Consider the following 23,972-nt stretch of genomic DNA (forward strand, 5'->3'; position numbering starts at 1 on the left):
TATCACAGTATATGCCTATACTTATAGAGGGAGCCTTTAAAACCGTAGAATTATCATTGATTTCTCTTTGCTTTGGTATGGTGCTTGCTTTCTTCATAGTGACGGTTAAGCTTTCTAAAATAAAAATATTTAATCTTTTAGGAACCTTTTATACATGGTTTTTCAGGAGCATCCCTCTGCTTATACTTCTCCTTATAATTTATTTTGGACTACCCCAAATAGGAATTAAATTAACCTCCTCCACCTCTGCTTTTTTGGGTCTTAGCATTAACATATCGGCCTATTTAGCTGAAGCTATAAGAGGAGCAATTTTATCCGTAGAAAAAGCTCAATGGGAAGCAGCAGGAACAGAAGGTCTTAATTACTTTCAAACCCTATACTACATAATAATTCCTCAAAGCATAAGCAGGATGATACCTGCAGTGAGCAATGAATTTATAGCTCTTATTAAGGATACAGCCCTGGTTTCTGTTATATCCATGAGTGATTTAATGAGCACTGCACAGAAAATGGCAAATATCTCCTTCAGACCATTAGATATTTTCCTTTTAGCATCCATACTTTATCTTATAATAACCGCTTTCTTCACCTCTGCATTAAAATATATAGAAAACGCCGCAGGATAATTTTTACTTAAACTTTCTTAATATTAATTTATTTTACTCTTTGTTTCAAAATAAAGCTTTATATGTATATTTGGTTAAATTAAAGTAAAATACTCCTATGTTATATTTATTTACCCTTTGTGGAATTATATAATGTAATTAAATATCTTAATAAATTATAGTTATATCTCATTTCAGTGTATAAATACTGATTAGATATTTTAATAATCATTTAGGGTGAGGAGAATATTAAATATGGATACTTTGTATAATTATCAAATCAACACTAGAGAAAGCGATGAGTTTATAGATATAACAGCTAAGGTTTCTCAATGTGTGGCTAAATCTAAGGTCGAAAGCGGTATTGCCCTTGTATACTGCCCACATACCACCGCTGCTATAACCATTAATGAAAATGCTGATGATGATGTTAAAAGAGATATGATTTACTGGTTAGATAAAATATATCCTCAAGACAGTAATTTTAAACACATGGAAGGAAATTCTCCTTCCCATCTTAAATCCTCTGCATTCGGCAGTTCTCAAAGCATTATAATCAATGAAGGAAAGCTGCTTTTAGGCACCTGGCAGGGAATATACTTTTGTGAATTCGACGGTCCCAGGATGAGAAACTTTTATGTTAAAATCATTAAAGATGTGTAGGATTAATTTTTATTACTCGGCTAAAGCATAATTAAGGTGGTGTACTCATGAAAAAATATAAGATATTTGACAGTTTATTTACTGCGTCACTTTTATTTTTATCTGCAGTGTTGCCAACAAACATCGGTGTTAGTGCTAAAGCCGATACAATAAACAAAGAGATAAATTTTGAAAAGGCAGATGTAAATAAAGACGGTTTAATCAGTGTTGGAGACTTAAGTCTCGGTTATAGTGAAAAACTGCTAACTTTGGATAATGCAAAAGCTATATCTAAAAATATGGGGTTTTATCCTTATAAAAGGACACTTATAATAGGAATAGATGGTACAGGGAATGCTTTTTATCCTAATGCTCCTTATTACGGAAATTCAACCATTGACACTGTAAGGTCAACTCCATTTATAAACAGCCTTTTTGAAAAAGGAGCGGTAACTCATAATTCCATGGTAGATATGCCTTCCAATTCAGCTCCGGGATGGATAGCTGCGCTGCACGGATACAGCTTTTATGAGGCAGATTCTAAGTATCAGATTATCAATGAAACCGCTGAATCAAAGCCTTATCCCTCTGACAGCCCCTATCCTTCTATATTTAAAATAGCAAAGCAGGAGCAGCCAAACAGAAGAGCAGCTTCCTTCAGCAACTGGTCAGGAATCAATACAGGGATTATAGAAAATAATATAGGAGCAGAATTTTTTAGTGGAAAGGATGATGAAGTAACCTCACAGCTCATTGATTATATAAAGTCCGGAAAGGCTAAGGAATCTTCTATGCTGTATGTTCATCTCAACGATGTAGATTATGCAGGTCATACAGCGGGCTGGTTTGGAGATGAATTTTACAAAGCATTGACTGCCAAGGATAAAAATGTGAAGGATATAGTTAATGCTATGGAAGAAGCTAATCTTTTGGAAGACTCTCTTATTATTCTCACTACGGATCACGGAGGAAGAGATATGGGCCACGGTAACGAGCATCCGGAAACCATGACTACATTTATTTCCTTTTATGGTCCTACTATACCTTCTAATAAACTTTTAGACGGAGGAAAACAGAAGGATATCCCCACTATTATCTCTAAAGCCATGGGATATAAACCTGCAGATACATGGACAGGTACACTTTGGGATAAAAGCCTGTTTCTTGATCAAAGGGAGCTTTTAAATAAAAGTGATGCAATCCCTTCACTAAGGCTTCTTCAATCCAGCTTCAATAATAAAATATCACTGGTATTGGACAATTTAAAAAATGAATTTTCTGCTTTGGATGTAACATTATCCTATGATCCTTCAAAAATCAAGATAACCAACTTTAATATATCCAGCGATATTAAAATTATAAACAATTCACAAGCTCCAGGAACTTTAAGAATTATTCTTCTAGGAAGTGAGCTTCAAAAGGATATCCCTTTATTAAATATTCAATACAACTATTTAGGATTAAGATCCTTTGCTGCAAACTCTATTAAAATTGAAAAGGTAATGGCAGCTGATAAAAATGGTAACGAAACATTATTAAGTATTAAATAAAAAAAGCCTGCTTGATGGATTTTTTCATCAAGCAGGCTTATCTTTTTAACCCTTATTATTTTGCCTGTTTACTGCTATAATTCCCAAAGATACCAGTAATAATGCCATAATAAGCATAAAGGTAAGCTTTTCTCCGGGAATGAATAAAGCTGATAAAACAGCTCCTGATACAGGAATTATAAATCTAAATATGCTTATTTCTCCTGCTTTATTATATTTCAAAAGCATGTACCATAAAGCAAAGGATATAGCTGAAAGAAATACAGAATAAATAAGCAGACCTCCAGCTAGAGGTGTAAAACTAAGACCTTCTCTGGTAATCCTTCCAAAGCTTATTATAAGCATAAGAATCGCTCCAAAAAACATCTGATAGGAGGTCAGGACAAAAGGATGTATAGATTCCGAAAGCTTTTTAACAAAAATTGAGCTTACTGCACCTATAACTGAAGAAATCATCAGAAGCCCTTCTCCCCAAAAAGAAAAGTCACCGCTGAAGCCTTGACCCCAATTTGAAAGTACTATTCCTGTAAAGCCAAGCACAATTCCTATAGCTTTATTTTTATCTATTTTATCATTTTCATATACCCAATGGGCCAGAAGAATAGTAAAAAAGGTTTCTAAAGCAGCTATTATAGAGGATTTCATCCCTGTAGTGTTTGCTACTCCATTATAAAACAGTATATACATTACTCCTGTTTGAAAAATACCTAAAACTGCTAAAATCAATATATTTTTTCTTCCTATTTTTAAACTCTGCTTTTCTATAAAAAGCGTAAATAAAAATAACAGTATAGACGCCAGGAAAAATCTTATACCACCAAGGGCTACCCTTCCCAACACATCTCCTGCTGCAAAGTTCAGCTCTGCATAACTGATTTTTAAAACTGGAAATGCACTGCCCCATAAAACACAGCTTATAAGGCTGAATATAAATCGAAAAGGTTCTTTAGCAAAAAGTTCTTCTCTATCCATTAATTATCACCTCCCAAGAAGGTATTATAACACAAAGCTTTAGCTTATCCTCCAAAAAGCATTTCTTTCATATTCTTTTAAAATTTATTACAGAATTATACTTTTTATCTAAGCTCTTCATACCTTTGTATTAGAACTTCCCTGGTTGCCCATAAGGGGAGAAACATCGTATCCTGAAATCCTATTATAAATATCCTTTGTAGGCATAAGCCAGACCTCTCCTGTTCCTCTATAAACATTAACAAAACCTTCTCCTGAAGTAGCTGCTCCTATTATGGATTTTGATGATTTCTCAACGGAAAACTCAATGTCCCCGGTTCTTAAAACAGCAAAGTTTCCATCAACTTTCAAGGTATCATTTATAAGTATGCATTTAAATATTTCACTTTCCGGAACCGGAAGCTCCAGTACTGCTATTCCGTTTCCCTGAAGCTTCGTCTGAAAAAATCCTTCATTCCCAAGGAAAGCTGCAGATATGGTTTTTTGGGCAGCAGTACCTACCTTAACTTCAGCTTCGCAGGCGAAAAAGAGACCGTCGTCTACTACAATTTCATCATCCTCTAATTCTATTAAAGCATAATGCCCAAAAGAGGGTTCAAGAAACATTTCACCGGTACCGCTATATATAGGTTTAAATGTAGACTCTCCTGTAACATTTCCACCTATGAGTTTTTTCCCTAACCCTAAGAGTCCCCCCATTTTATTGCTCATTTCAATGTTTCCCTTAAGATAGCTTAATGCTCCTGCCTGAACTCTCACGGAACTATCCTCTAAAAGTATCCTTACCTGCCTAAGCCTCATTCCTGATTCTTTCATATAAAACAGATCCTTAGCTGTCTTTATGCTTGGTGTTCCCTTTAAATCATCAAATTCCAGTATTTGAAAGGTTGAATCTCCTGACATCTCAGATATCATATTAAGGCTGTTTGTAATCTTTAAATTAGTTCTCATTTATTCCCCTCACCTTCAATTAAGTATATTACTATTTTAACCTAATAAAATATAATACAAAAACAATAATACTAAAAAAACTGCATTAACTATATATTTCCATAAATATTGAAAATATATTTAAATGCAGTTTATCATATTTATAGGAATAGAGGAACTAAATATAAATTTATAACGTTTATAATCCAAGCTCCTACCGGCGGTACTATAAAAAGCACCATTGGAATTGCTCCTTCTCTTTCTGAAATGCATTGAAGGGTAGACATTGTGCTTGCAGGCATTCCTATGCTGAAACCTACCAAGCCTGATGCTGTATAAGAAGCTAAAGCATTTTTGCCGTATATTTTAAAAATTACATAATAGGATAAAACTGATATCCATAGCATTTGAATTAAAAGCATCGTAAAATTATATACAGTTAAATTTAACAGAACTTTTAAATCAAACATTGAAAAATTCGTTATGAGGAGCATAGATAAACAGAAATTTCCAAGGAGGTTTACTTGTGGCAGTTTAACAGAATAAAACTTTGACCAATCAAATAGACTCCTCATTAGAACACCGGCTATGAATCCTCCTCCTGCAGGATTTATAAATTTTCCAGCTCCCATATTTGATGGAAGGAGAGCCAGAGAAATACCTACTGTGAACACTAACACAAGCTGTAAAAGTTCTCTTGGTTGAAATTGCGGTGGAGGTACTATCATATTTTCCGATAAATCCGTTTTCCTTTTTAAGACTTTAAATATGAAGCCTCCGGCAAGTGCAGAAATAAATAAGGCAGCGACAGAAAGAGCTGTGAGTTCATTAATATAAGCTTTTCCAGAAATCAGAAATTCCGGAATTGAACCTGCAAAATTATGATCTCCCATAAATCCTAAAGAGCCTGTAATTACTATTTCTGCCGAGGTTTTTCCTAGCGTCTTTCCTGCTGCATAACTTATTATGTTTTCTGCCAAAGCAGCAGCTGCTGTTATTGCAAGAAAGGTAACCTGAAGCTTAAAACCTTTTTTTATCAGTGCTTTATTTATTCTAAGACCTATAGAAAGAAAAAATCCAGCAGTAAATATAGGAAGTGCTGAAAAATCAAAAGTGATGATACTCCTAATCCCTAGTATTAAAGATATAATACTGAAAAGAAGTCCTCCAATTAAAGGGACAGGAATATAATAATCTTTTAAAAATGAAATTTTTCTTTGAAGGAAATAACCAATGAATAAGAATAATATCAAAATACTTAAAGTCTCCAATATACTGAGCTTCATAAGTCCCCCTATCTTATAAATCCTTCATCATATAATTTCTCTGCTATGTAAGCAGCTGTTTCTCCTGTAATCTGCACGCAATGAGCTTTTCTTTCCGGAGATGCAAATTCAAAATTTCTGGTTATGACTCTGCAGCAGGTGCTTTTGTATATTCCTTTTATATGATTATGAAGTTCCGCCGCTATTGGAAACATCTTTTCCTGCATTTCCTCACCATGCTTTCTTCCATACACCATTCCTAAAGCCATTACACCACCGCTTACAGCACCGCAAAGACAGCCTGATTTACCGATTCCAACAGGAAATCCTGAAGCTAATTTTGTTATACTCTCATCAAAAGGCTTGTCTAACAAATCATTAATAGTCTTTACTACCGCTTCTGAACAAAAAAATTCCCCTCTTTCATAATATCCCTCTGCTGTTTTTCTTACTTTATCTACGAACAATTCTTTTTCCATTTTAATCCCCCTCTGGTAATATCACCATTAAAGCATATCTTTTATTCCATTTATTGTCTAATAGTATTCTTGAATAGATTGAAGTCAGTCCATTAAAATTACCAATAAAGGTTAATAAAATAACAAAGGCTGTATGCTGAAATAATATCTGCATACAGCCTTACTTTCTACTGCATAGTCTGCTGTGCCGTTTGCTGCATAGACTGCTGACTGGCCTGCTGCTGAAGCTTTATACCTTGAAATTCACCTAAATCCTGGTTAATAAGCTGTGTAGGACAAGTTTTAGCATCGTACCAGCCCTTCTTCATTGCCATATCCGATAATCTAAAATGGCTGTTTATAGCAGAGCTGAGTTGATTTGTCAAAGTCAGTCTAAGCTGTGGGTTAGTAGTTTCTGTAATTGCTTTTCCAAGCTGTTCTATATCCCCTTTAGACATGGAAAGCATATCCATAGCTATATCCTTATCAGTAATCTGGGTGTTTCCGCCACTGCTTGCTGAATTTGAACCACCGCTTGAACTGCTGCTCATACTGCCTTTACTGTTGCTATTTTTTCCACTGCTGGAAGACTTATTATCTGAATCATTTAATATTGAATCCATCCATGCCATGAAACTCCCTCCTTTATCCCTGAAGCGTATTCATGAGATTCTGCATCTCATCTAATTCTACCTTTATACCTGATATAGATTCCTCTATAAAGGTTTTTAATTCCGCATCTTTGACCATAGGCATTGCAGCCTGTAGCTTTTTGTATCCCAGTACTCCGCCGCTTATAATCTCATGTAGTTCTGCTGCTTCATGAGGAGCAAGTTGATTATTATTGTTATTATTATTTTCCATTAACCTTCACCTCCACAGATATATTATCTGTTTTCGAGGACTTCTTATGTGTAGAAATTTTATCCTTCATTTTAAGTTATCATTTACAAATTTTAAATTAGCTTACACTATTCCAAACATTATAAATCCTACGGTGTTTATTGCAAAGTTTGCAAACATATGAATAAACCATGAGTTATATATATTATCAGTTTTTTCATTAATCCAATTAAAGAAAATTCCTGTTATAAATAGTCCTATAATAATTAATAAAAATAATAAAGGATTAAACCAGTTAGCTAAAATAGCAATGTGGTAAAGTGAAAACAATATACTGCTGAATATATAGGCCTGTACAGGTTTTGCTGATTTTTTTAAAGTTAAAAATCCAAATCCTCTGAAAAAAAATTCCTCCAGCAGGGAATTAATAAGGGATATATATAAGGAAACCCATATAAAGTTATTTTTTGTTACCTTCAAATTTTCTGCCAGCTGTGCCTCAACTTGATTTAAATCTACAAAGTCCTTTATTAAAAGGTAGGTTGATATTATTAAAAAGTATACTATTAGTCCTATGAGTAAAGATGATAATAACTGATTTTTTCCTTTGAACTTAAATAAATTATTAATATTCCCTTTATTAAATACATAATATACTCCAGGTATAATCCCAAATAAAAACAGCTTATATAGGGATTTTATAAAATAAGCAGGTGTGATATATACATCCACTACATACATTGCCGCACATAAAAGTATCATCACTGACATTATTATAAAGCTTTGCTTTTTAGATTGCATAATCATAATAGCTCCTTTACTGATTTAAATACTTTTTACCTTACATGATAATTATATCATCGGGAGATATCGAAAAAACTAGTTAAATACACAATTATATTATTATGTTAGGATAAAATTTAAAAGAAAAAAACAGCAGTAATATTGTGTATATTCCCGCTGTTTTTATTGTTATTTTTTACCAAGTGCCAGGCACCTGACAAGTGACATTTATTTTACGTAGCTTGCACCTTTTTCAAGTGCTATTTTATTCATTTCAAAATATTTTTCTTTTCCATGATCTCTTAGAGCCTGAAGAAGCTCCTCCATAGAAACGATGCCGGTTTTAGCTACTAAAGCACCTAAAAGCACCATGTTTGCTATGGTTTTGCTGCCTATTTCCTGGGCAATGGATTGAGCAGGAATTCTTATGACATCTATATCCTCTCTTTTTGCTTCTCTATCAACCATATCCTCATCTATGATAACTAAGCCATTAGGCTTTATAACATTTTCGAATTTATCAAGAGAAGGTCTGTTCATAACAACCAGGGTATCAGGCTTATTTACTATAGGAGATCCTACCTGTTCTTCAGTAATAATAACTGAACAGTTACAGGTACCTCCTCTCATTTCAGGTCCATAGGAAGGAAGCCAGGATACATTTTTTTCAGCATCCATTCCTGCATAAGCTAAGAATTTAGCCATGGATAATATTCCCTGTCCACCAAAGCCTGCAAATAATATTTCCTGTGATGACATAATTACTTCACCTCCGCTGTAGTGTCTTTTTTAACACCTAAAGTGTAATGAGGCATCATATTGTCTCTCAGCCACTGAAGAGATTCTGAAGTGGATAATCCCCAGTTAGTAGGACATATGGATAGCACCTCTACCATTGAGAAGCCTTTTCCATCTATGGCATTTTGGAAAGCTTTTTTTATAGCCTTTTTGGTTTTTAATACATTTGGAACGCTGTCTACAGAAACCCTTTCTACATAAACCGCTCCGTCCAGGGTAGAGATCATTTCTGAAACCTTAATAGGATGTCCCTGTGTCTTTACATCTCTTCCATAAGGTGAAGTTTCTGTTATCTGTCCTGGAAGTGTTGTAGGAGCCATTTGTCCTCCGGTCATGCCATAAATACAGTTATTAACAAATATTGTAACTAAATTTTCTCCTCTGGCAGCAGCATGTACTATTTCTGCAGTACCTATTGCAGCTAAGTCTCCGTCTCCCTGATAGGTAAATACAACCTTATCAGGATTAGCTCTCTTTATTCCTGTCGCCACAGCAGGTGCTCTTCCGTGTGCTGCTTCGAACATATCACAAGCAAAATAATCATATGCTAAAACCGAACATCCTACAGGTGCTACTCCTATAGTTTTATTTAAAATTCCTAATTCTTCAATACATTCCCCTACCAGTCTATGGATTATACCGTGGGTACATCCTGGACAATAGTGGGTTGGAACATCTCTTAAAGCTTTTGTAGGCTCGAATACTATTGCCATTATTTTTCACCTCCTACTATTTCCATAACCTTGTTTAAGATCTCTTCAGGTGTAGGAACCATCCCTCCGGTTCTTCCGTAAAACTCTACAGGAGCTCTTCCTGAAACAGCAAGCTTTACATCCTCTACCATTTGTCCTGCACTCATTTCTACTGAAATATATCCGTGTTTAGTAAGGTTAATGGTTTTTTCGAAGGCTTCTGTTGGAAACGGCCATAGGGTTATCGGTCTTATAAGTCCAAGCTTAATTCCCTTTGCCTTTGCAGCATTTATAACATTCTTGCATATTCTAGAGGTTGTACCATAAGAAACCATGATTAAATCGCACTCTGAATCTACATTGTATATTTCATACTGTACTTCTCTTTCCTTTATCAAAGCATACTTTTTCTGAAGTTTATTGTTATGTCTTTCTAGAGCTTCCGGCTGAAGATAAAGAGAATTTATTACATTATGCTCAGTCCTGTCCCCTAATCCATTAGCAGCCCAGGTTTTCTCTTTAAGCTTTCTTCCTTCTCTTTCTTTAAACTCTACAGGCTCCATCATTTGTCCAAGCATTCCATCTCCCATTACCATAACTGGAGTTCTGTATTCATCAGCAACATCAAAGGCTTCCTGAATAATATCCACCATTTCCTGAATGGAGCTCGGTGCATATACAGGCATATTGTAGTCTCCATGTCCTAAACCTTTTGTAGCTTGAAAATAGTCAGATTGTGCTGGCTGTATACTTCCTAAACCTGGGCCACCTCTAACTATATTTATGATTACACAAGGAAGCTCAGCTCCAGCGATATAAGAAACCCCTTCAGCCTTTAAGCTTATTCCTGGACTTGAAGAAGATGTCATACACCTGACTCCTGTTCCAGCAGCTCCATATACCATATTTATAGCAGCTACTTCACTTTCAGCTTGAAGGAATACTCTTCCTATTTTAGGCATCTTTTTTGACATGTAAGCAGATACCTCTGTCTGTGGTGTTATTGGATAACCAAAGAAGCATTGACAGCCTGATCTAATAGCCGCTTCACCAATCGCTTCATTTCCTTTCATTAATACCTTTTGAGCCATTATAATCCCCCCCTATTTTTCAACAGTTATAACATAATCAGGACACATTCTTCCGCAAGATGCACAAGCTATGCATTCACTCATCCTGTCTTCTGGTATTCCTGCAGGATGATATCCTTTTTCGTTAAGTCTTTCTGAGAAAGATATTATTTTCTTAGGACAGGCTATTATACATTGACCGCATCCTTTGCATCTTTCTTCCCTAAAAGTGACCTTTGCCATTTCTTTTCCCCCTTATTAATCTTATTTACTCCCAAAAATAAGTCTGCATTATAAGAATATCATTAAAAATGATTAACTTTATTTACTTTTGCCAGGGTGTTTTCATGTATATATCTATACCGAAAATTTCTCCCTTTACCCGTCCTTGAAGCTCACTGCACATATCTTTTCTGCAGGCAGTAAAAGCATAAGGAATATTAAGTCTTTTAGATAATTTTGAAACCTCTTCGTCTCCACGGAGTATATCCTCTATGGTGGTTTCATTGGATAGATTTGTGTTGGAAATAAGATAGTTAACTTTAAGCCTGCTGGCTTTTTCTATCTCCTTAAGATATTTTTCAGCGTCCTCAGCATTTGAAGTTAATGGCCTATTGTTGTTAACTACAAGATACATGTCGTAAGGTTCTTCTTTAAAATACCTGTTGTACTGTCCTAATGCCACCGCTCCCATATCATCTCCGCCTATGTCAAAAATAACCTTATGGCTTTTGTCATTAAAAGCAGATACCACCTCCGGCGGAACAACCATAAGCTCAGCATTAGAGAAATGAGGATTTGCCGAAATTAATCTTACTCCAAAGCTCTGGAGTTCCTCTTTAACATCCCTTGAACAAAAATAAGGATTAACTATATCTATGTCCACCAAAGTTACCTTTTCTCCCTGTTTAGCTAACTTAATTGCATAGTTTATAGCTATCTCAGTTTTGCCGCTTCCAAAATGTCCTGTAAAAACATTAATTCTCCTCATATGCACTCCTTTATAAATCATAAGTTTAACCATTTTCCGGTAAACCTTTACAGATTAATTATACTTTAATTAAGGTGCTTTATTCAATTGTTTTAGAGTACACAAATACATAGTTCTCCATTAAAATTGCCTAGTTGTCAAAAAAAGTCTATAGTATTTCTAAATTCACTTTTTTACATATATGATATTTAATGAATACTTAAAAATTTTTTCAAAAATTTATGAGACGGAAAAGTTATTATAAATTTAACAAAGTGACTTTTGTGTTGAAAAATAAAAAGAGCCAAAAGAACCTTATTGTTAAAGATACTTTTGACTCTTGCCTGCATTATCAGTTACAGCAACTGCTTGATTTAATTCTTTTAATAGGATACAACATTGTATCATTAATGCAAAGATTTATCTTATCAGAATATATATTACTTATATTCTTTAGCTTCTTCTTCTCCAGTTAAAACTCTTAATCCGCCTTGTGCTAAAGCCAGCATTTCATCCTCTCCTGGATATACTGCTATAGGAGCAATCCATGAAGTTTTTTCTTTTATTGCATTTACTACCTCTTCTCCATAAGCAATACCTCCAGTCAGTAGAATTGCATCGACTTTTCCGCATAATACTGCTGAGCATTCTCCTATTGCCTTTGAAACTTGATAAGAAAAGGCATTAAATAACAGCCTAGCTTTTTCGCTGCCTTCATTAGCTGATTTTAGCACTTCCCTTGCATCGTTAGTTCCTAAATACGCAACAAATCCGCCTTTTCCATTGATTTTTTTAAGCAATTCTTCCTTGGTAAACTTGCCGCTGAAGCAGAGCTTTACCAAATCTCCAGTAGGCAGTCCTCCGGATCTTTCCGGTGAAAATGGCCCCTCTCCGTCCAAAGCATTATTCACATCTATTATTCTTCCTTTGCTGTGAGCTCCTACGGAAACTCCTCCGCCCATATGTGCAACAATTAAATTAAGGTCATCATATTTTTTATTATTTTCCTTGGCAAATCTTTTCGCCACTGCTTTTTGATTCAAAGCATGGAATATACTTTTTCTTTCAATCTCTGGCATACCGGAAATTCTAGCTACATCATCCATTTCATCCACTACTACAGGATCTACTATAAAGGAAGGAATATTCAATTCTCTGCCTATTTCGTTAGCGATAATCCCTCCTAAGTTTGATGCATGCTGGCCCTGAACTCCTTCTTTTAAATCCTTAAGCATAACCTCGTTAACAGTATAGGTTCCGCTTATCATAGGCTTTAAAAGTCCCCCTCTTCCTACTACAGCATCCAGTTCTTTTACATCGAAATTTTCATCTTCAAGTACCTTTAAAATAACATTTTTTCTAAACTGAAACTGAGCATAAATGTTTTCATAGCTTTCTATCTCTTCGGTACTGTGCCTTAAGGTTTCTGTAAGCAGAGCTTTTTCGCCCTCATAAACAGCAATTTTTGTGGAAGTAGAGCCTGGATTTATTATTAATAATTTATAAGCCATTTTTAATCCCCCTGATTAATAATTTTTTTACCTTCTCATAGGTTACTAATAACTTTTATTTATATATAAAAGCAGTTTTCTGCTCTAGAATAGTATTATTAATTTTTTTCAGCTACTAAAGCCGCAAGAGCTATAGAATTCACCTTTGTTTCGAAGCTGTCTGCTCTGGAGGTTAATATAACAGGAGCAGAAGTACCTACAAGTATTCCTCCATTTCTTGTATCTGCTGTATATGTAAGTGTTTTATACATTACATTTGCACTTTCTATATTTGGAAGAAGCATTATATCAGCCTTTCCCGCTACCGGTCCGGATATTTTTTTATGATGAGCAGCTTCTTCAGATAAGGCATTATCCAGTGCCAAAGGGCCATCGACTATACAGCCCTTTATCTGTCCTCTTTCATTCATCTTTGATAATATAGAAGCTTCAACTGTTGCAGGCATATCTGGATTTACTACTTCTACTGCACATATAGGCGCAACCTTTGGAGTATCAATTCCTACTGCATTTGCTACAGCTACTGCATTATTTAAAATGTCTATTTTAGCTTTTAAGTCCGGATAAGTATTAAATGCAGCATCAGTTAAAAATATCAATCTGTCTATATTTTTTATTTCAAATACAGCTACATGCGACATGAGCTTACCTGTTCTCAATCCCACTTCCTTATTAAGTATGCTTCTTAAAAAGTTAGCTGTATCTATTAACCCCTTCATAACCATATCTGCCTTCTTGGAAGAAACCAATTCTACGGCTTTTAAAGCTGCTTTTCTGCTGTCAGGCTCATGAATAATTTCAAATTGCGAAACATCCATGCCAAGCTTTTCTGCAATGAGTTCAATTTCATTTTTGTCACCAACTAATATTGCATCTGCAATCCCCTGCTTTTTAGCTTCATTTATAGCCTCTAGAACTGGCTCGTCCTGTGCTACCGCTACTGCAACTTTTTTAATTTTAATTCCTTTAACCTTGCTAAGTACTTCATCAAAATTTTTAACCATCAATGAACACCTCATTTTCGTATATTTTAGCTTTTTCCTTTTGCTTCAGCACCCTTAACGCCCCCTGAGCCAGGGACTCCATTTCATTTTCTCCCGGAACCACCTCAATAGGAGCGATAAATTCTACCCTTTCTTTTATCCATGAAGTCAGTAAGCTGTCATAAGCAAGTCCGCCTGTAAGTATGATTCTGTCAACCTTTCCATGGAGCACAGCGGCCATAGCCCCGATTTCTTTGCTTATCTGATATGCCAATGCTTTATAGATAAGCTCTGCCCCTGAATCTTCTGCCTGGATTCTCTTCTTTACAACCCTTCCATCGTTGGTTCCTAAATAACCTATTAATCCCCCATTGCCAACCATCTTCTTTTTAATATCGCTGTAGCTGTATCTTCCGCTGAAGCATAATCTCACAAGATCGCCTGCAGGTAATCCTCCGGCTCTTTCCGGAGAAAAAGGTCCTTCTTCATTAGCATTATTTACATCTATAATCTTTCCGTTTTTAAGAGGAACCACTGAAATTCCTCCTCCTAAATGAGCCACTATAAAAGAAGTATCCTCTATAACTTTGTTAATTTTATCACAAATTTTTCTAGAGGTGGCTTTAATGTTTAATGCATGAACTAGAGAACGTCTTGGAATTTCAGGCATACCGGAAATCCTTGCCTCCTCATGGATTTCATCTACAGCCACTGGATCCACTATATATGCAGGTATATTCAATGAATTTGCTATATTATATGAGATTATTCCTCCTAAATTTGAAGCGTGCTGTCCTTGAAAACCAGTTCTAAGATCCTTAAGCATAGCTTCTGTAACCAGATAAGTTCCTCCGGGCATGGGTCTAAGAAGGCCTCCTCTTCCTACTACAGCACAGAATGCTTTAAGAGATATACCTTTTTCTTCAATCCAATTTAATATTACATTTGTCCTCATATCCTGCTGATCATAAATGCACGAAAATCCGCTTATTTCTTCATTAGAATGGGAAAGATTTTCTGCTTCTAAAAATTTTTCATCCTGATAGATGGCAATTTTTGTAGAAGTAGAACCTGGATTAATAACTAATATTAAATTTTTATTTACCATAATAACCCCCATGATAATTTTTTAACAATCATTACCCCTTAATACAATATTTATTTTATCAAAAATTTCAATTAAAACAAATACACCGAGATAAAGTAAATAATATTTTCCACATTTTTATCCTTCAAAAACAAAACAACGGCATAATTTAATTGTTAAATTATGCCGTTAAAAATACAAACAATTATCGATTTATTAATTATCATGACAATTTTTCAGAATTTTATCAAATTTATTTCAGGATTCTCTATATATATTAATTTAAAGAAAAGTTTGTCACTTGTCAGGTGCCTGGCACCATCTTTTTATTAAAGCTTCTGCTATTTTTAAGCCATCCACCGCTGCGGAGATTATACCTCCTGCATATCCGGCACCTTCACCGCAGGGATATAGTCCCTGAAGGGATATGCTTTCTAATACTTCATTTCTAATTATCCTCACCGGTGCTGAGGTTCTCGTTTCTATTCCTGTTAAAACAGCATCGTTATCTGCAAAGCCTTTTATCTTATTGTCAAAGTTTTTAAAACCCTCTTTTAAGGCTCCTACTGTATATGAAGGCAGGCATTTTTTTAATTCTCTGAATTCATAACCCGGCTGGTAGGTTGGTTTAACGGAGCCCAATCTGACAGTTTCCTTATCCCTTAAAAAATCCCCAAGGAGCTGTACAGGTGCTTTATATCCCCCTCCTCCCAGATTATAGGCAAGGGCTTCATAATGCCTTTGGAATTCCATCCCTCTAAGAGGTGAATTCCCTTGGAAATCTTCAGGAGATACTGACACTACAATGGCAGAATTGGCATTTTCCTTGTCCCTGGCATGGTAGCTCATTCCGTTTGTCACTAGCCTCTTTTCTTCCGATGCTGCAGCTACCACAAGTCCTCCGGGACACATGCAGAAGGAATACACAGATCTGTTAAAATTGCTGCTGTTAAAGGTAAGTCTGTAGTCTGCAGCCTTAAGCCTTGGATGCCCTGCAAATTTGCCATACTGATTAACGTCTATGAGTTCCTGTGGATGTTCTGCCCTTACTCCTATGGCAAAGGGCTTAGCCTCCATATATATGCCATTTCTATAAAGCATTTCATATGTATCTCTGGCACTATGACCAAGAGCTAAAATAAGAGCTTCACAGGGTATTTCTTCACCATTAACCACTACAGCTTTTATCTTTCCATCTTTATATACAATGTTCTGAAGCTTTGAATTGAATCTAACCTCACCGCCTAGAGAAATTATTTCTTCTCTAATATTTTTAACCACATTTTTAAGTATATCTGTACCTACATGGGGCTTTCCTTTATAAATTATCTCTTCCGGAGCCCCAGCCTTCACCATTGCATCTAATATAAAATCGCATCTCTTATCCTTTATTCTGGTGGTAAGCTTCCCATCGGAAAAAGCTCCCGCTCCTCCTTCTCCAAACTGAACATTTGATTCTAAGTTAAGATCTCCAATTTGCCAAAATTTATCAACAGTTCTGGTTCTTTCATCCACAGGTTCTCCTCTTTCTATCACCAAGGGTGAATAACCTTTCCTGGCTAAAAGAAGAGAAGCAAAGAGTCCAGCGGGTCCCATTCCAACTACCACAGGTCTGTGGAAAAGCTGTTCACTTCCTTTAGGCGGATCAGCTTCATATGCTGTTTCCTCCAGCATAACATCCTTATCCTGTAATTTAGTAATTATAGAATTCTCATCTTCGTGGTCTATGTCAATGCAGTAGTTAAACTTAATTAAATTCTTTCTTCTTGCATCGATAGATTCTTTTATTATCCTTAAATTCTTTATTTCTCTTTCAGGAATATTAAGCTTTTTTTCCGCCTTTTTAGGAAGAAGTTCCATTCCTTCTTCTATGTCTAAAATTATATTATTTATTCTTATACTCATAACGGATGTTCACCTCAGTAAAACAGCTTGAAAAGTAACTTTGCTTTTCAAGCTGTATTTTTATATCACCTTTATAGTTTCCACAGTTATCATCTTTTTAAAACACTATGGATGATTAAATCATTTTTTTGTTATAGTGTATTTCACCTTTTCCGGGTTAAAATTCACTATTCTGACCTCCTGTTTACCGGAAGTGACTTTTATAGGAATGTCATGAACTCCCTCTGTCAATCCCGAGGCATTTACTTCTGCTTTAAAATCTTCCTCTTTAATAGAGGCTATGGCTTTTTCTTCAGCTTCCGCTACCACTGTAATAGTATCTCTCTCCAGCTGTCCGGAGAATCCCTCTCCAAGTCCTACCGCTGATAGTTTAATATTAAAAGATTTCTGAGCTAGCTTTGCAGTTTTTATATTAACCAACACGGTATTTTTATTGCCTATAATCTTAATTTTTTCCGTAATTACAATTTTAGCTTCTACTTCCCCATTCTCAGGTATCTTAGAAAGATCAATTGGTTCCGTGTCTAAACTGCTTATATTGTTTAATACTGACTCATCACCTATAACCTCCAGCTTATCCGGTGTTACATCTATATTTTTTAGAGTGAGTCCATTTGGCAGTATTCCTTTTGTTTTCACATTTATATTTACGAACTTTGATTTTCGTACGGGTATGGTTATCATGGCATTGCTTGGTTCAATCTTTACATGCTGAACCTCTTTCTTATCAGCATCCACTGCCTTTAGCGGAAGATTTACAGAAACATCTTTATCTGCATTATTTACTTCCCCTTTGGCAATAAGATATTTTACGTTGTTAACATACTGAGCCGGACCTGACACCATTCCATTTGTAGGCTTTACATCCGGTTCAGAGGTATATGCCCCCTGCTTTGTGGAAACCTTAACTTCAGGAAGTATTGGTACGCTTTTTTCTACATAGTCATCTATGTATACTTTAACCCTTAAAAACTTGTCATTTTTTATATTTATATTAGAAGGAAAGCTTACAATTTCCACAGGAATAAGAACTTCTCCCTTAGTTACTGCATAAGCGCTGAGGTCAGCCACTACCCTAAACTGACTTGGCTTAGCAGAAAAAACCTCGGAGGTTGGTCCTTCTAGGTTTAAGGTCACAGTATACTCCTGATTAGGAAGCAGGGTTAACTTTAAATCCTTTAAAGCATCCTGATTTATTATTTCCACCGGAATACCGCTTAGTTTAAAGGTTCGAGTTGGATTTTCAATATTATTTACATAAAGCCACAAAGCAAAAGCCAGGATTACACAGATGATCCTTACCATTATTTCTTTATTTTTGTTTGAGATATCCATCCTTTCACCCTTTCTCCTAATGTTTTAACCCTTTTATTCCTTCTATTTTTCATAATTTTAAGAAGCACGTCTTTCAATCTGTCACGATCGTAATTTCTAGACAGTCTGCCATTTACTGCTAAGGATATAGTTCCCGTTTCCTCAGATACTATGACAACTAAAGCATCAGAAGTCTCAGAAAGCCCAATAGCTGCTCTATGACGTGTTCCCAATTTTTTATTTATATCAGTGCTGCTGGTGAGAGGCAGAACGCAGCCAGATGCTATAATTCTGCTGTTTCTGATAATAGTGGCTCCATCATGAAGCGGCGTATTTACTACAAATATGTTTTCAATAAGCGCCGAGGAAACCACTGCATCTATCTGAATACCATTCATTATAACTTCTCCCAATCCTGTAGACTGCTCTATAGCAATTAAAGCACCGGTTTTAGATAAGGATAAATTCTCTACTGCATTTACTATCTCAGTAACTACCTTTTCCATAAGCTCATCATTTTCAATGGGATGTATATCATTAAAAGCACTTCTTCCTAAATGCTCTAAAGCCCTTCTTATTTCAGGCTGGAATATGATTATTATGGATAAAACTCCGATAGTAATAGTTTTGCTCAGTATTACATATACAGTATTAAGTTTTAAAAGCGAACTTATAGGTATTAAAATAACTATAAGAAAAATTCCTTTTAAGAGCTGTTCAGCTCTGGTTTCTTTTATAAGCATATAACCTTTAAAAAAAATATATGATACCACGGCTATGTCCAATATGCTCCAAAAAGATATATTTTTAATTGTGTTAAACATTACATTTAGTATATCCACAAATACTTCACCTCTGTATTTCGTTACATTTACAATTATACACTATAACGGTTTTAGTTAGTACCTCTGATGTAAATTTTAAATAAAGTTAAAACTTTATATTCGAATTTTTAAATACTAACCGGTCATTTTAAACTTCAGGTATGAATATATATTAACTAAGATTTTCAAAGGAGGTATAAATATGAAAATTGAAAATAAAAAGCTTTTTATGATTATTTCAGCTTCTGCTTTTATATTATTAATATTCGTAATGTTTTTGTTTACATATAGCTATTTTGCTACAAATTCCTCTAAAACTTACCAGGGAAGAGTAAATATTTCTATAAAGGGCATTACAGCTCAGAACCGAAGGCTGGAAGACCTTATTAAAGACAAAACCATAAATGTAGAAAAATCCTTAAATCTTCTTCCTGAAATCCTGCAGGATCTCTCTACAATCAAAGATAACTTAGAAAAAGAAGAACCTTCAGATAAATTACGAGAGTTTCATAGCAACTTATATGCAGGTCTTTCAAATAATATAAGGCTGTATGAGCAGCTTAAGCTTTCTTTAGAAAACCCTAATGCAAAGGATATAGGTAAATCCTTTGAAGCCCTTCAGGAATACAGGCTGCAGTGTGTTACTTCCTATGAAGCAGCAAAATATAAAAGATTAAGCGTAGAACTTCCTAAGGGCACATTGGAGTTTATAGATAATGCCTTTGAATATATTAATGAAATTATAAAGCTGAATAGAGACAGCGACATAATAGCTTCTCAAAAAAATGAATTTATATTTTCCATGGATAAGCTGGCAGCAAGTTTTAATAATATAAATTCAGATTACACCTCAGCACTTAAGAGAGTGAGAGAAGGAGAAAAGAATTTTGACGGAATAGTAAACAGTATAGATAAAGATATAGAAGGGTTAGTTTCCATAACTGAGGGTTTTAATGTAATTTCTATACCAAATAATGCTTTAGAAGCTTATAACAGCTTTAAACAGTGCCTAAGCAGCTATAATAAGTATATTCAGGAATTTAGAAAAGCGGTTACCGAGGAAAGCCTTAAATCAAAGGAAAAATCACTAACCGAGAATGATTTGGATATACTGTATGAAAACTGTACTGAAAGCCATGAGGAACTGAAAGCTGCCTTTGAAAGTTTTCAAAAAATATATACTAATTTTAAACAAAAATAAAACTCTGCCTGAAAATGCAATTTCATTTTCAGGCAGTTATTTTATTGCTAATATCCTCCTGAATAAAGGGCTATAGATACATATTTTCTTATATTTCTGCAAAAAGTCATGTAAACATATTTTAAAATCTCCAGCTTTTATCCCAAAATATAGCTTTAATGAATTAAATTTTTAATAAAGGAGAAAATATGAGATAGCAGCGTAATCCAAAGGAGGTTTTTTATGAAAAGCAAGAATTATGCTCTGAAGATTATTCTTATAATCTTAGTAATTATTAATACGAAGTTTTTTTCAACTTACTCTCTGCAATTAAACAGCAGTGCTGTAAATAATTCTCCCCAAATTTTGTATAATAAAAGTGAACCTATAGAAAATATTGACAATAGAGTATTCAGCCGAGGAGGAATCAACGATTCAATAAACCTTTATCATGAAAAAATGGAAGCTGTACAGGTATTTAACTCAGGCTCTAAAAAGCTTTATATTACAAGCAATGATATAGAGCTTATGTCGAAGGTAGTATATAAAGAAAGCAGAGGAGAGCCTTATGAAGGCAAGGTTGCAGTTGCTTCTGTAATCCTCAATCGTGCAGTAAACCCGAAATTTCCCGGTACTATTGAGGGAGTTATAAAAGAAAAAAACGCCTTTTCCTGCGTAGTAAACGGAAAAATCAATGCAAATCCTGATGAAAGCTGCTATAAGGCTGTAATGGACGCAATATCCGGCACAGATCCTACAAACAACGCCATTTACTTTTATAACCCTAAAACAGCTACCTCAGCCTGGATGAAAAATGTAAACAAATTAAACTCAAAAAGTATTGGAAATCATATTTTCTTTAATAAGTAACTGATTGAGATAAAATAAGAGCCTGGAATCAAATATTTCCAGACTCTTATTTCTATGCATTCACTAAATATAATCCATAAAAAGCTTATTAATTTTAAGTTTATTTTTTATTATTTTAAATTTTTACGATTTTTAATGTCTATATATGCTGTGGCACTTAAAGCAGCAATCAAACCTTCCCCGGCGGCCTTAATATATTGATAGGGCTTTCCTACACAATCACCGGCAGCATAGCAGCCTTCTATATTTGTTTTCATCAATCTGTCTACAGCAATGTGCCCTTCTTCTATCTTAAGTCCAGGAACAAGCTGTCCCGGTGAAATACTGTCTCTTAAAACGAATATTCCATCAGTTTCGATTTCTCTATTTTCAAGAACAAGCTTTTCAGCACTGTCAACACCTATTATTTCTAAAGGTTTATCCCAAACTACCTCAATAGAAGAATTCACATTCAGCTCATCCTTATACATGGGTATATAATAAAGCTTTCCCGCAAGTTCACTGACATAGTTTGCTTCATCTTCTGCTTCTTTGTTATAGCCTATCACAATGACAGTCTTTCCCTTATACAAAGGAGCATCACAGGTTGCGCAATAACCTACGCCTTTTCCCACAAACTGTTCCTCACCTTTAAAAGGTTTGGTATATTCTATACCTGTAGCTACTATTACTGTTTCAGCTTCATACATTTTTTCATTTACCATAAGAGCAAAGTAATCGCCCATGGCATAGACATTGTTTATTCTTTCATTTACTATTTCTAATCCTAAAGAGTTAATATGGCTTAAGAAATTCTCCTTTAGTTCAACTCCTGAAATCTCTTTAAATCCAAGATAATTGTTTATTCTGGGAGCTTTTACAAGCTTGGAGCTTAAGTCCGAATTACCAAAAATTATAACCCTTTTGTTTCTTATGGCAGCATTAATGGCTGCAGAAAGTCCTGCTGGTCCGCTGCCTATAATCCCTATATCGTATCTCTCCAATTTCATCTCTCCTTAAACAGGATTTGAAATAACTACATATGCTTTCTTATTATCTGCTCTAATTCCTGCTTAGGTCTGAATCCTACTACAGTTTCAACCACTGTACCATTTTTAAAGACCATTAAGGTAGGTATGCTTGTTATTCTATATTTACTAGCAGAAGCAGGGTTTTCATCTACCTCTACCTTAGCTATTTTTATCTCTGGAATTTCGCTTGAAAGCTGTTCAAGAACCGGTGCAATCATCTTGCATGGTCCGCACCAAGTTGCCCAGAAATCAACTAGGACAATCCCCTTTTCATTTTCTATTTGATTTGCAAAATCATTGTCTCCTACGTGTATTAACATAATTATCCCTCCATTTTTATACCCCCTAGGGGTAACTCTCTGTAATCATATTATATTATTTTTCATAAATTGTCAATTATATTTTTTGATTTTTTCATCCTGGAAAAGCATGAATTTTTTAACTAATGCTAAACCGCCTCTACTATCCAAAATTAAAGATTAAATTAAGCCTCATGAGATTAGTAAATGCATATTTAACTGATCTTATTATTCAAAAGTTCCTTTTATCAATGTATTTTTGTTATGTATATGAAACTTTCCCTTTGCCATAACGCTGTTTATATCTAATGTAGATTTATCCAATAAAACCAAATCAGCATCTCTTCCTTTTTCTATTCTTCCTTTGGTTTTTAACTTAAAAATTTCCGCCGGATTTGAAGTTATCACCTTAATAGCTTCTTCTAAAGGTATATCCTCCAGCATTACCGCATCCTTTACTTCTCTATAAAGGCTGTCTACAGAGCATATACCAAGACCAATAAATTTCCTGTTTTCATCAAAAATCGGCATACTTCCGTTTCCATCAGAAGAGAAAGTGATGTTATCTATAGGACAACCTGATTGTAACAGGAGCTTTAAGCCCTTTGAAGCCTTAACCTCACCAGGCTCTAAAAAATCAGGGTCAAAGCTGGTGGTTAAATCTACAAATCCGCCTTTTTTTATGTATTCTATACCTTTTTCAAAAAGCTTATCTTTTCTGTTAACGTGGGTGGGCAGCACTTGTGATGCCGGTATTTCAGTGTTATCTAGCATAGAAAATAAATAATCCATCATAGAGGCTCCATCCCCTAAATGCACATTTACAACACCTGACTTACCTGAAAGCAGTCCTCCTACCCTGCATTGAGCTACAGTATTTATAAACTGCTCGTAGGTAGGCTGGGAAGAACGGTGATCAGACAGCGCTATTTCGCCTATTCCGATCATTTTTGAAACCATCATTATATCGCCTTTAGCACTTCCAGTTAGGGTTTTAATAGGAATTTCATAGGAACCTGTATAAACATAAGTAGTAATGCCTTCTTCCTCTAAAGCATTGGCTTTAGCTACCAGACTCCTCATACTTCTGCATACATCATCTGTCCCCAGACAACCAATAACTGTAGTTATGCCCGCTGTAGTGATCTTTGATAAGGTAAGTTCAGGAGTTCTTGTTTTAAATCCTCCTTCCCCTCCTCCGCCTAATATATGTACATGATTGTCAATGAAGCCCGGCACCAAAATTTTTCCTTCTGCATCAACAACATCAATTTGAACAAAGTCTTTGGGAATATTTAAATCATCATATATGCCTTCTATCTTATCTCCAAGTATAACTAATGTCTTTTTACCTAAAGGCTCAGGAGCGTAAATCTCTGCATTTTTAACTACTGTAATCATACTTTTCTCC

27 protein-coding genes are annotated in these 23,972 nt (G+C 35.0%); 5 read left to right on the plus strand and 22 right to left on the minus strand.

Annotated elements, in window-relative coordinates; translation table 11 throughout:
• The 3 genes from TA89_RS09615 to TA89_RS09625 all read left to right on the plus strand — a co-directional run.
• Positions 1-626: ABC transporter permease subunit (locus TA89_RS09615; RefSeq protein WP_040212935.1), on the plus strand; the 626-nt coding region annotated here is incomplete at its 5' end.
• Between the two features lie 234 nt (positions 627-860).
• Positions 861-1,268 (plus strand): secondary thiamine-phosphate synthase enzyme YjbQ, encoded by a 408-nt coding sequence (locus TA89_RS09620; RefSeq protein ID WP_040212937.1) that lies wholly within the window; start codon positions 861-863, stop codon positions 1,266-1,268.
• 47 nt (positions 1,269-1,315) lie between these two features.
• Positions 1,316-2,797: an alkaline phosphatase family protein gene (locus tag TA89_RS09625; protein WP_040212939.1), complete on the plus strand. Its 1,482-nt coding sequence runs from the start codon at positions 1,316-1,318 to the stop codon at positions 2,795-2,797.
• A 45-nt stretch (positions 2,798-2,842) separates the two neighbouring features.
• On the opposite strand, the gene TA89_RS09630 is transcribed toward TA89_RS09625, so the two are convergent.
• The 19 genes from TA89_RS09630 to cdaA all read right to left on the minus strand — a co-directional run bounded on the left by TA89_RS09630 (position 2,843) and on the right by cdaA (position 19,202).
• Positions 2,843-3,769 carry a DMT family transporter gene (locus TA89_RS09630; protein ID WP_040212942.1) on the minus strand — a complete coding sequence of 309 codons (927 nt, stop codon included), beginning with the start codon at positions 3,767-3,769 and terminating at the stop codon, positions 2,843-2,845.
• Positions 3,770-3,886: 117 nt separating this feature from the next.
• The gene (locus TA89_RS09635; protein WP_040212943.1) at positions 3,887-4,720 is read right to left on the minus strand and encodes an AIM24 family protein; all 834 of its coding nucleotides are present in this window, start codon (positions 4,718-4,720) and stop codon (positions 3,887-3,889) included.
• A 140-nt stretch (positions 4,721-4,860) separates the two neighbouring features.
• Positions 4,861-5,985, minus strand: a complete 1,125-nt coding sequence (locus TA89_RS09640; RefSeq protein ID WP_040212945.1) for a sodium/glutamate symporter — start codon at positions 5,983-5,985, stop codon at positions 4,861-4,863.
• An 8-nt stretch (positions 5,986-5,993) separates the two neighbouring features.
• Positions 5,994-6,443, minus strand: coding sequence for a C-GCAxxG-C-C family protein (locus TA89_RS09645; protein WP_040212947.1), 450 nt, complete (start codon positions 6,441-6,443; stop codon positions 5,994-5,996).
• Position 6,444: 1 nt separating this feature from the next.
• On the minus strand, positions 6,445-6,597 hold the full coding sequence (locus TA89_RS18275; RefSeq protein ID WP_156120034.1) for a hypothetical protein: 153 nt from the start codon (positions 6,595-6,597) through the stop codon (positions 6,445-6,447).
• A gap of 13 nt (positions 6,598-6,610) precedes the next feature.
• Positions 6,611-7,054: a spore coat protein gene (locus TA89_RS09650; RefSeq protein WP_147590105.1), complete on the minus strand. Its 444-nt coding sequence runs from the start codon at positions 7,052-7,054 to the stop codon at positions 6,611-6,613.
• 13 nt (positions 7,055-7,067) lie between these two features.
• Complete coding sequence (locus TA89_RS09655; protein WP_040212949.1) at positions 7,068-7,286, minus strand: hypothetical protein; 219 nt, start codon at positions 7,284-7,286, stop codon at positions 7,068-7,070.
• Positions 7,287-7,388: 102 nt separating this feature from the next.
• Positions 7,389-8,066 carry a CPBP family glutamic-type intramembrane protease gene (locus tag TA89_RS09660; RefSeq protein ID WP_040213019.1) on the minus strand — a complete coding sequence of 226 codons (678 nt, stop codon included), beginning with the start codon at positions 8,064-8,066 and terminating at the stop codon, positions 7,389-7,391.
• A 210-nt stretch (positions 8,067-8,276) separates the two neighbouring features.
• The gene (locus TA89_RS09665) at positions 8,277-8,807 is read right to left on the minus strand and encodes a 2-oxoacid:acceptor oxidoreductase family protein (RefSeq protein WP_040212955.1); all 531 of its coding nucleotides are present in this window, start codon (positions 8,805-8,807) and stop codon (positions 8,277-8,279) included.
• Between the two features lie 2 nt (positions 8,808-8,809).
• Entirely contained in the window at positions 8,810-9,559 is a 750-nt protein-coding gene (locus tag TA89_RS09670; RefSeq protein WP_040212956.1) for a thiamine pyrophosphate-dependent enzyme, read from the minus strand.
• On the minus strand, positions 9,559-10,629 hold the full coding sequence (locus TA89_RS09675; RefSeq protein ID WP_040212957.1) for a 3-methyl-2-oxobutanoate dehydrogenase subunit VorB: 1,071 nt from the start codon (positions 10,627-10,629) through the stop codon (positions 9,559-9,561). Before TA89_RS09675 ends, TA89_RS09670 begins: the two co-directional genes overlap by 1 nt.
• Positions 10,630-10,641: 12 nt before the next feature.
• Positions 10,642-10,851 (minus strand): 4Fe-4S dicluster domain-containing protein, encoded by a 210-nt coding sequence (locus TA89_RS09680; protein ID WP_040212959.1) that lies wholly within the window; start codon positions 10,849-10,851, stop codon positions 10,642-10,644.
• An 82-nt stretch (positions 10,852-10,933) separates the two neighbouring features.
• Entirely contained in the window at positions 10,934-11,599 is a 666-nt protein-coding gene (locus TA89_RS09685; protein WP_040212961.1) for a nucleotide-binding protein, read from the minus strand.
• A 419-nt stretch (positions 11,600-12,018) separates the two neighbouring features.
• A complete protein-coding gene (buk, locus tag TA89_RS09690) occupies positions 12,019-13,089 on the minus strand; it encodes a butyrate kinase (protein ID WP_040212963.1) in 1,071 nt (356 codons plus the stop codon).
• A 98-nt stretch (positions 13,090-13,187) separates the two neighbouring features.
• The gene (gene ptb, locus TA89_RS09695) at positions 13,188-14,093 is read right to left on the minus strand and encodes a phosphate butyryltransferase (RefSeq protein ID WP_040212965.1); all 906 of its coding nucleotides are present in this window, start codon (positions 14,091-14,093) and stop codon (positions 13,188-13,190) included.
• Entirely contained in the window at positions 14,086-15,180 is a 1,095-nt protein-coding gene (gene buk / locus TA89_RS09700) for a butyrate kinase (RefSeq protein WP_040212968.1), read from the minus strand. Before buk (TA89_RS09700) ends, ptb begins: the two co-directional genes overlap by 8 nt.
• A 276-nt stretch (positions 15,181-15,456) precedes the next feature.
• Positions 15,457-17,064 (minus strand): NAD(P)/FAD-dependent oxidoreductase, encoded by a 1,608-nt coding sequence (locus TA89_RS09705; protein WP_040212971.1) that lies wholly within the window; start codon positions 17,062-17,064, stop codon positions 15,457-15,459.
• A 120-nt stretch (positions 17,065-17,184) separates the two neighbouring features.
• Entirely contained in the window at positions 17,185-18,399 is a 1,215-nt protein-coding gene (locus tag TA89_RS09710; protein WP_040212974.1) for a CdaR family protein, read from the minus strand.
• Positions 18,369-19,202: a diadenylate cyclase CdaA gene (gene cdaA / locus TA89_RS09715; protein ID WP_040213020.1), complete on the minus strand. Its 834-nt coding sequence runs from the start codon at positions 19,200-19,202 to the stop codon at positions 18,369-18,371. Before cdaA ends, TA89_RS09710 begins: the two co-directional genes overlap by 31 nt.
• A 202-nt stretch (positions 19,203-19,404) precedes the next feature.
• Here cdaA and TA89_RS09720 point away from each other — a divergent pair, with 202 nt between their 5' ends.
• Both TA89_RS09720 and TA89_RS09725 read left to right on the plus strand, forming a co-directional pair.
• Positions 19,405-20,403: a hypothetical protein gene (locus TA89_RS09720; RefSeq protein WP_040212976.1), complete on the plus strand. Its 999-nt coding sequence runs from the start codon at positions 19,405-19,407 to the stop codon at positions 20,401-20,403.
• A gap of 222 nt (positions 20,404-20,625) precedes the next feature.
• Entirely contained in the window at positions 20,626-21,252 is a 627-nt protein-coding gene (locus TA89_RS09725; protein WP_040212978.1) for a cell wall hydrolase, read from the plus strand.
• A gap of 110 nt (positions 21,253-21,362) precedes the next feature.
• Here the strand turns inward: TA89_RS09725 and TA89_RS09730 are convergent, their stop codons facing one another.
• The 3 genes from TA89_RS09730 to iadA all read right to left on the minus strand — a co-directional run bounded on the left by TA89_RS09730 (position 21,363) and on the right by iadA (position 23,962).
• On the minus strand, positions 21,363-22,241 hold the full coding sequence (locus TA89_RS09730; protein WP_040212981.1) for an NAD(P)/FAD-dependent oxidoreductase: 879 nt from the start codon (positions 22,239-22,241) through the stop codon (positions 21,363-21,365).
• A 26-nt stretch (positions 22,242-22,267) separates the two neighbouring features.
• Positions 22,268-22,582 carry a thioredoxin gene (gene trxA / locus TA89_RS09735; protein WP_187119288.1) on the minus strand — a complete coding sequence of 105 codons (315 nt, stop codon included), beginning with the start codon at positions 22,580-22,582 and terminating at the stop codon, positions 22,268-22,270.
• A gap of 207 nt (positions 22,583-22,789) precedes the next feature.
• Positions 22,790-23,962: a beta-aspartyl-peptidase gene (gene iadA, locus TA89_RS09740; RefSeq protein ID WP_040212985.1), complete on the minus strand. Its 1,173-nt coding sequence runs from the start codon at positions 23,960-23,962 to the stop codon at positions 22,790-22,792.
• Positions 23,963-23,972: the final 10 nt, after the last annotated feature.

The sequence above is a fragment of the Clostridium polynesiense genome (assembly GCF_000820705.1).
Lineage (GTDB): Bacteria > Bacillota > Clostridia > Clostridiales > Clostridiaceae > Clostridium_AA > Clostridium_AA polynesiense.

Excerpts from the sequence above, each read along its gene's own strand:
- TA89_RS09620 (WP_040212937.1), top strand. The coding sequence starts at position 861 with ATGGATACTTTGTATAATTATCAAATCAACACTAGAGAAAGCGATGAG.
- TA89_RS09625 (WP_040212939.1), top strand. The coding sequence starts at position 1,316 with ATGAAAAAATATAAGATATTTGACAGTTTATTTACTGCGTCACTTTTA.
- TA89_RS09630 (WP_040212942.1), bottom strand. The coding sequence starts at position 3,769 with ATGGATAGAGAAGAACTTTTTGCTAAAGAACCTTTTCGATTTATATTC.
- TA89_RS09635 (WP_040212943.1), bottom strand. The coding sequence starts at position 4,720 with ATGAGAACTAATTTAAAGATTACAAACAGCCTTAATATGATATCTGAG.
- TA89_RS09640 (WP_040212945.1), bottom strand. The coding sequence starts at position 5,985 with ATGAAGCTCAGTATATTGGAGACTTTAAGTATTTTGATATTATTCTTA.
- TA89_RS09645 (WP_040212947.1), bottom strand. The coding sequence starts at position 6,443 with ATGGAAAAAGAATTGTTCGTAGATAAAGTAAGAAAAACAGCAGAGGGA.
- TA89_RS18275 (WP_156120034.1), bottom strand. The coding sequence starts at position 6,597 with ATGCAGATATTATTTCAGCATACAGCCTTTGTTATTTTATTAACCTTT.
- TA89_RS09650 (WP_147590105.1), bottom strand. The coding sequence starts at position 7,054 with ATGGCATGGATGGATTCAATATTAAATGATTCAGATAATAAGTCTTCC.
- TA89_RS09655 (WP_040212949.1), bottom strand. The coding sequence starts at position 7,286 with ATGGAAAATAATAATAACAATAATAATCAACTTGCTCCTCATGAAGCA.
- TA89_RS09660 (WP_040213019.1), bottom strand. The coding sequence starts at position 8,066 with ATGCAATCTAAAAAGCAAAGCTTTATAATAATGTCAGTGATGATACTT.
- TA89_RS09665 (WP_040212955.1), bottom strand. The coding sequence starts at position 8,807 with ATGTCATCACAGGAAATATTATTTGCAGGCTTTGGTGGACAGGGAATA.
- TA89_RS09670 (WP_040212956.1), bottom strand. The coding sequence starts at position 9,559 with ATGGCAATAGTATTCGAGCCTACAAAAGCTTTAAGAGATGTTCCAACC.
- TA89_RS09675 (WP_040212957.1), bottom strand. The coding sequence starts at position 10,629 with ATGGCTCAAAAGGTATTAATGAAAGGAAATGAAGCGATTGGTGAAGCG.
- TA89_RS09680 (WP_040212959.1), bottom strand. The coding sequence starts at position 10,851 with ATGGCAAAGGTCACTTTTAGGGAAGAAAGATGCAAAGGATGCGGTCAA.
- TA89_RS09685 (WP_040212961.1), bottom strand. The coding sequence starts at position 11,599 with ATGAGGAGAATTAATGTTTTTACAGGACATTTTGGAAGCGGCAAAACT.
- buk (WP_040212963.1), bottom strand. The coding sequence starts at position 13,089 with ATGGCTTATAAATTATTAATAATAAATCCAGGCTCTACTTCCACAAAA.
- ptb (WP_040212965.1), bottom strand. The coding sequence starts at position 14,093 with ATGGTTAAAAATTTTGATGAAGTACTTAGCAAGGTTAAAGGAATTAAA.
- buk (WP_040212968.1), bottom strand. The coding sequence starts at position 15,180 with ATGGTAAATAAAAATTTAATATTAGTTATTAATCCAGGTTCTACTTCT.
- TA89_RS09705 (WP_040212971.1), bottom strand. The coding sequence starts at position 17,064 with ATGAGTATAAGAATAAATAATATAATTTTAGACATAGAAGAAGGAATG.
- TA89_RS09710 (WP_040212974.1), bottom strand. The coding sequence starts at position 18,399 with ATGGATATCTCAAACAAAAATAAAGAAATAATGGTAAGGATCATCTGT.
- cdaA (WP_040213020.1), bottom strand. The coding sequence starts at position 19,202 with ATGTTTAACACAATTAAAAATATATCTTTTTGGAGCATATTGGACATA.
- TA89_RS09720 (WP_040212976.1), top strand. The coding sequence starts at position 19,405 with ATGAAAATTGAAAATAAAAAGCTTTTTATGATTATTTCAGCTTCTGCT.
- TA89_RS09725 (WP_040212978.1), top strand. The coding sequence starts at position 20,626 with ATGAAAAGCAAGAATTATGCTCTGAAGATTATTCTTATAATCTTAGTA.
- TA89_RS09730 (WP_040212981.1), bottom strand. The coding sequence starts at position 22,241 with ATGAAATTGGAGAGATACGATATAGGGATTATAGGCAGCGGACCAGCA.
- trxA (WP_187119288.1), bottom strand. The coding sequence starts at position 22,582 with ATGTTAATACACGTAGGAGACAATGATTTTGCAAATCAAATAGAAAAT.
- iadA (WP_040212985.1), bottom strand. The coding sequence starts at position 23,962 with ATGATTACAGTAGTTAAAAATGCAGAGATTTACGCTCCTGAGCCTTTA.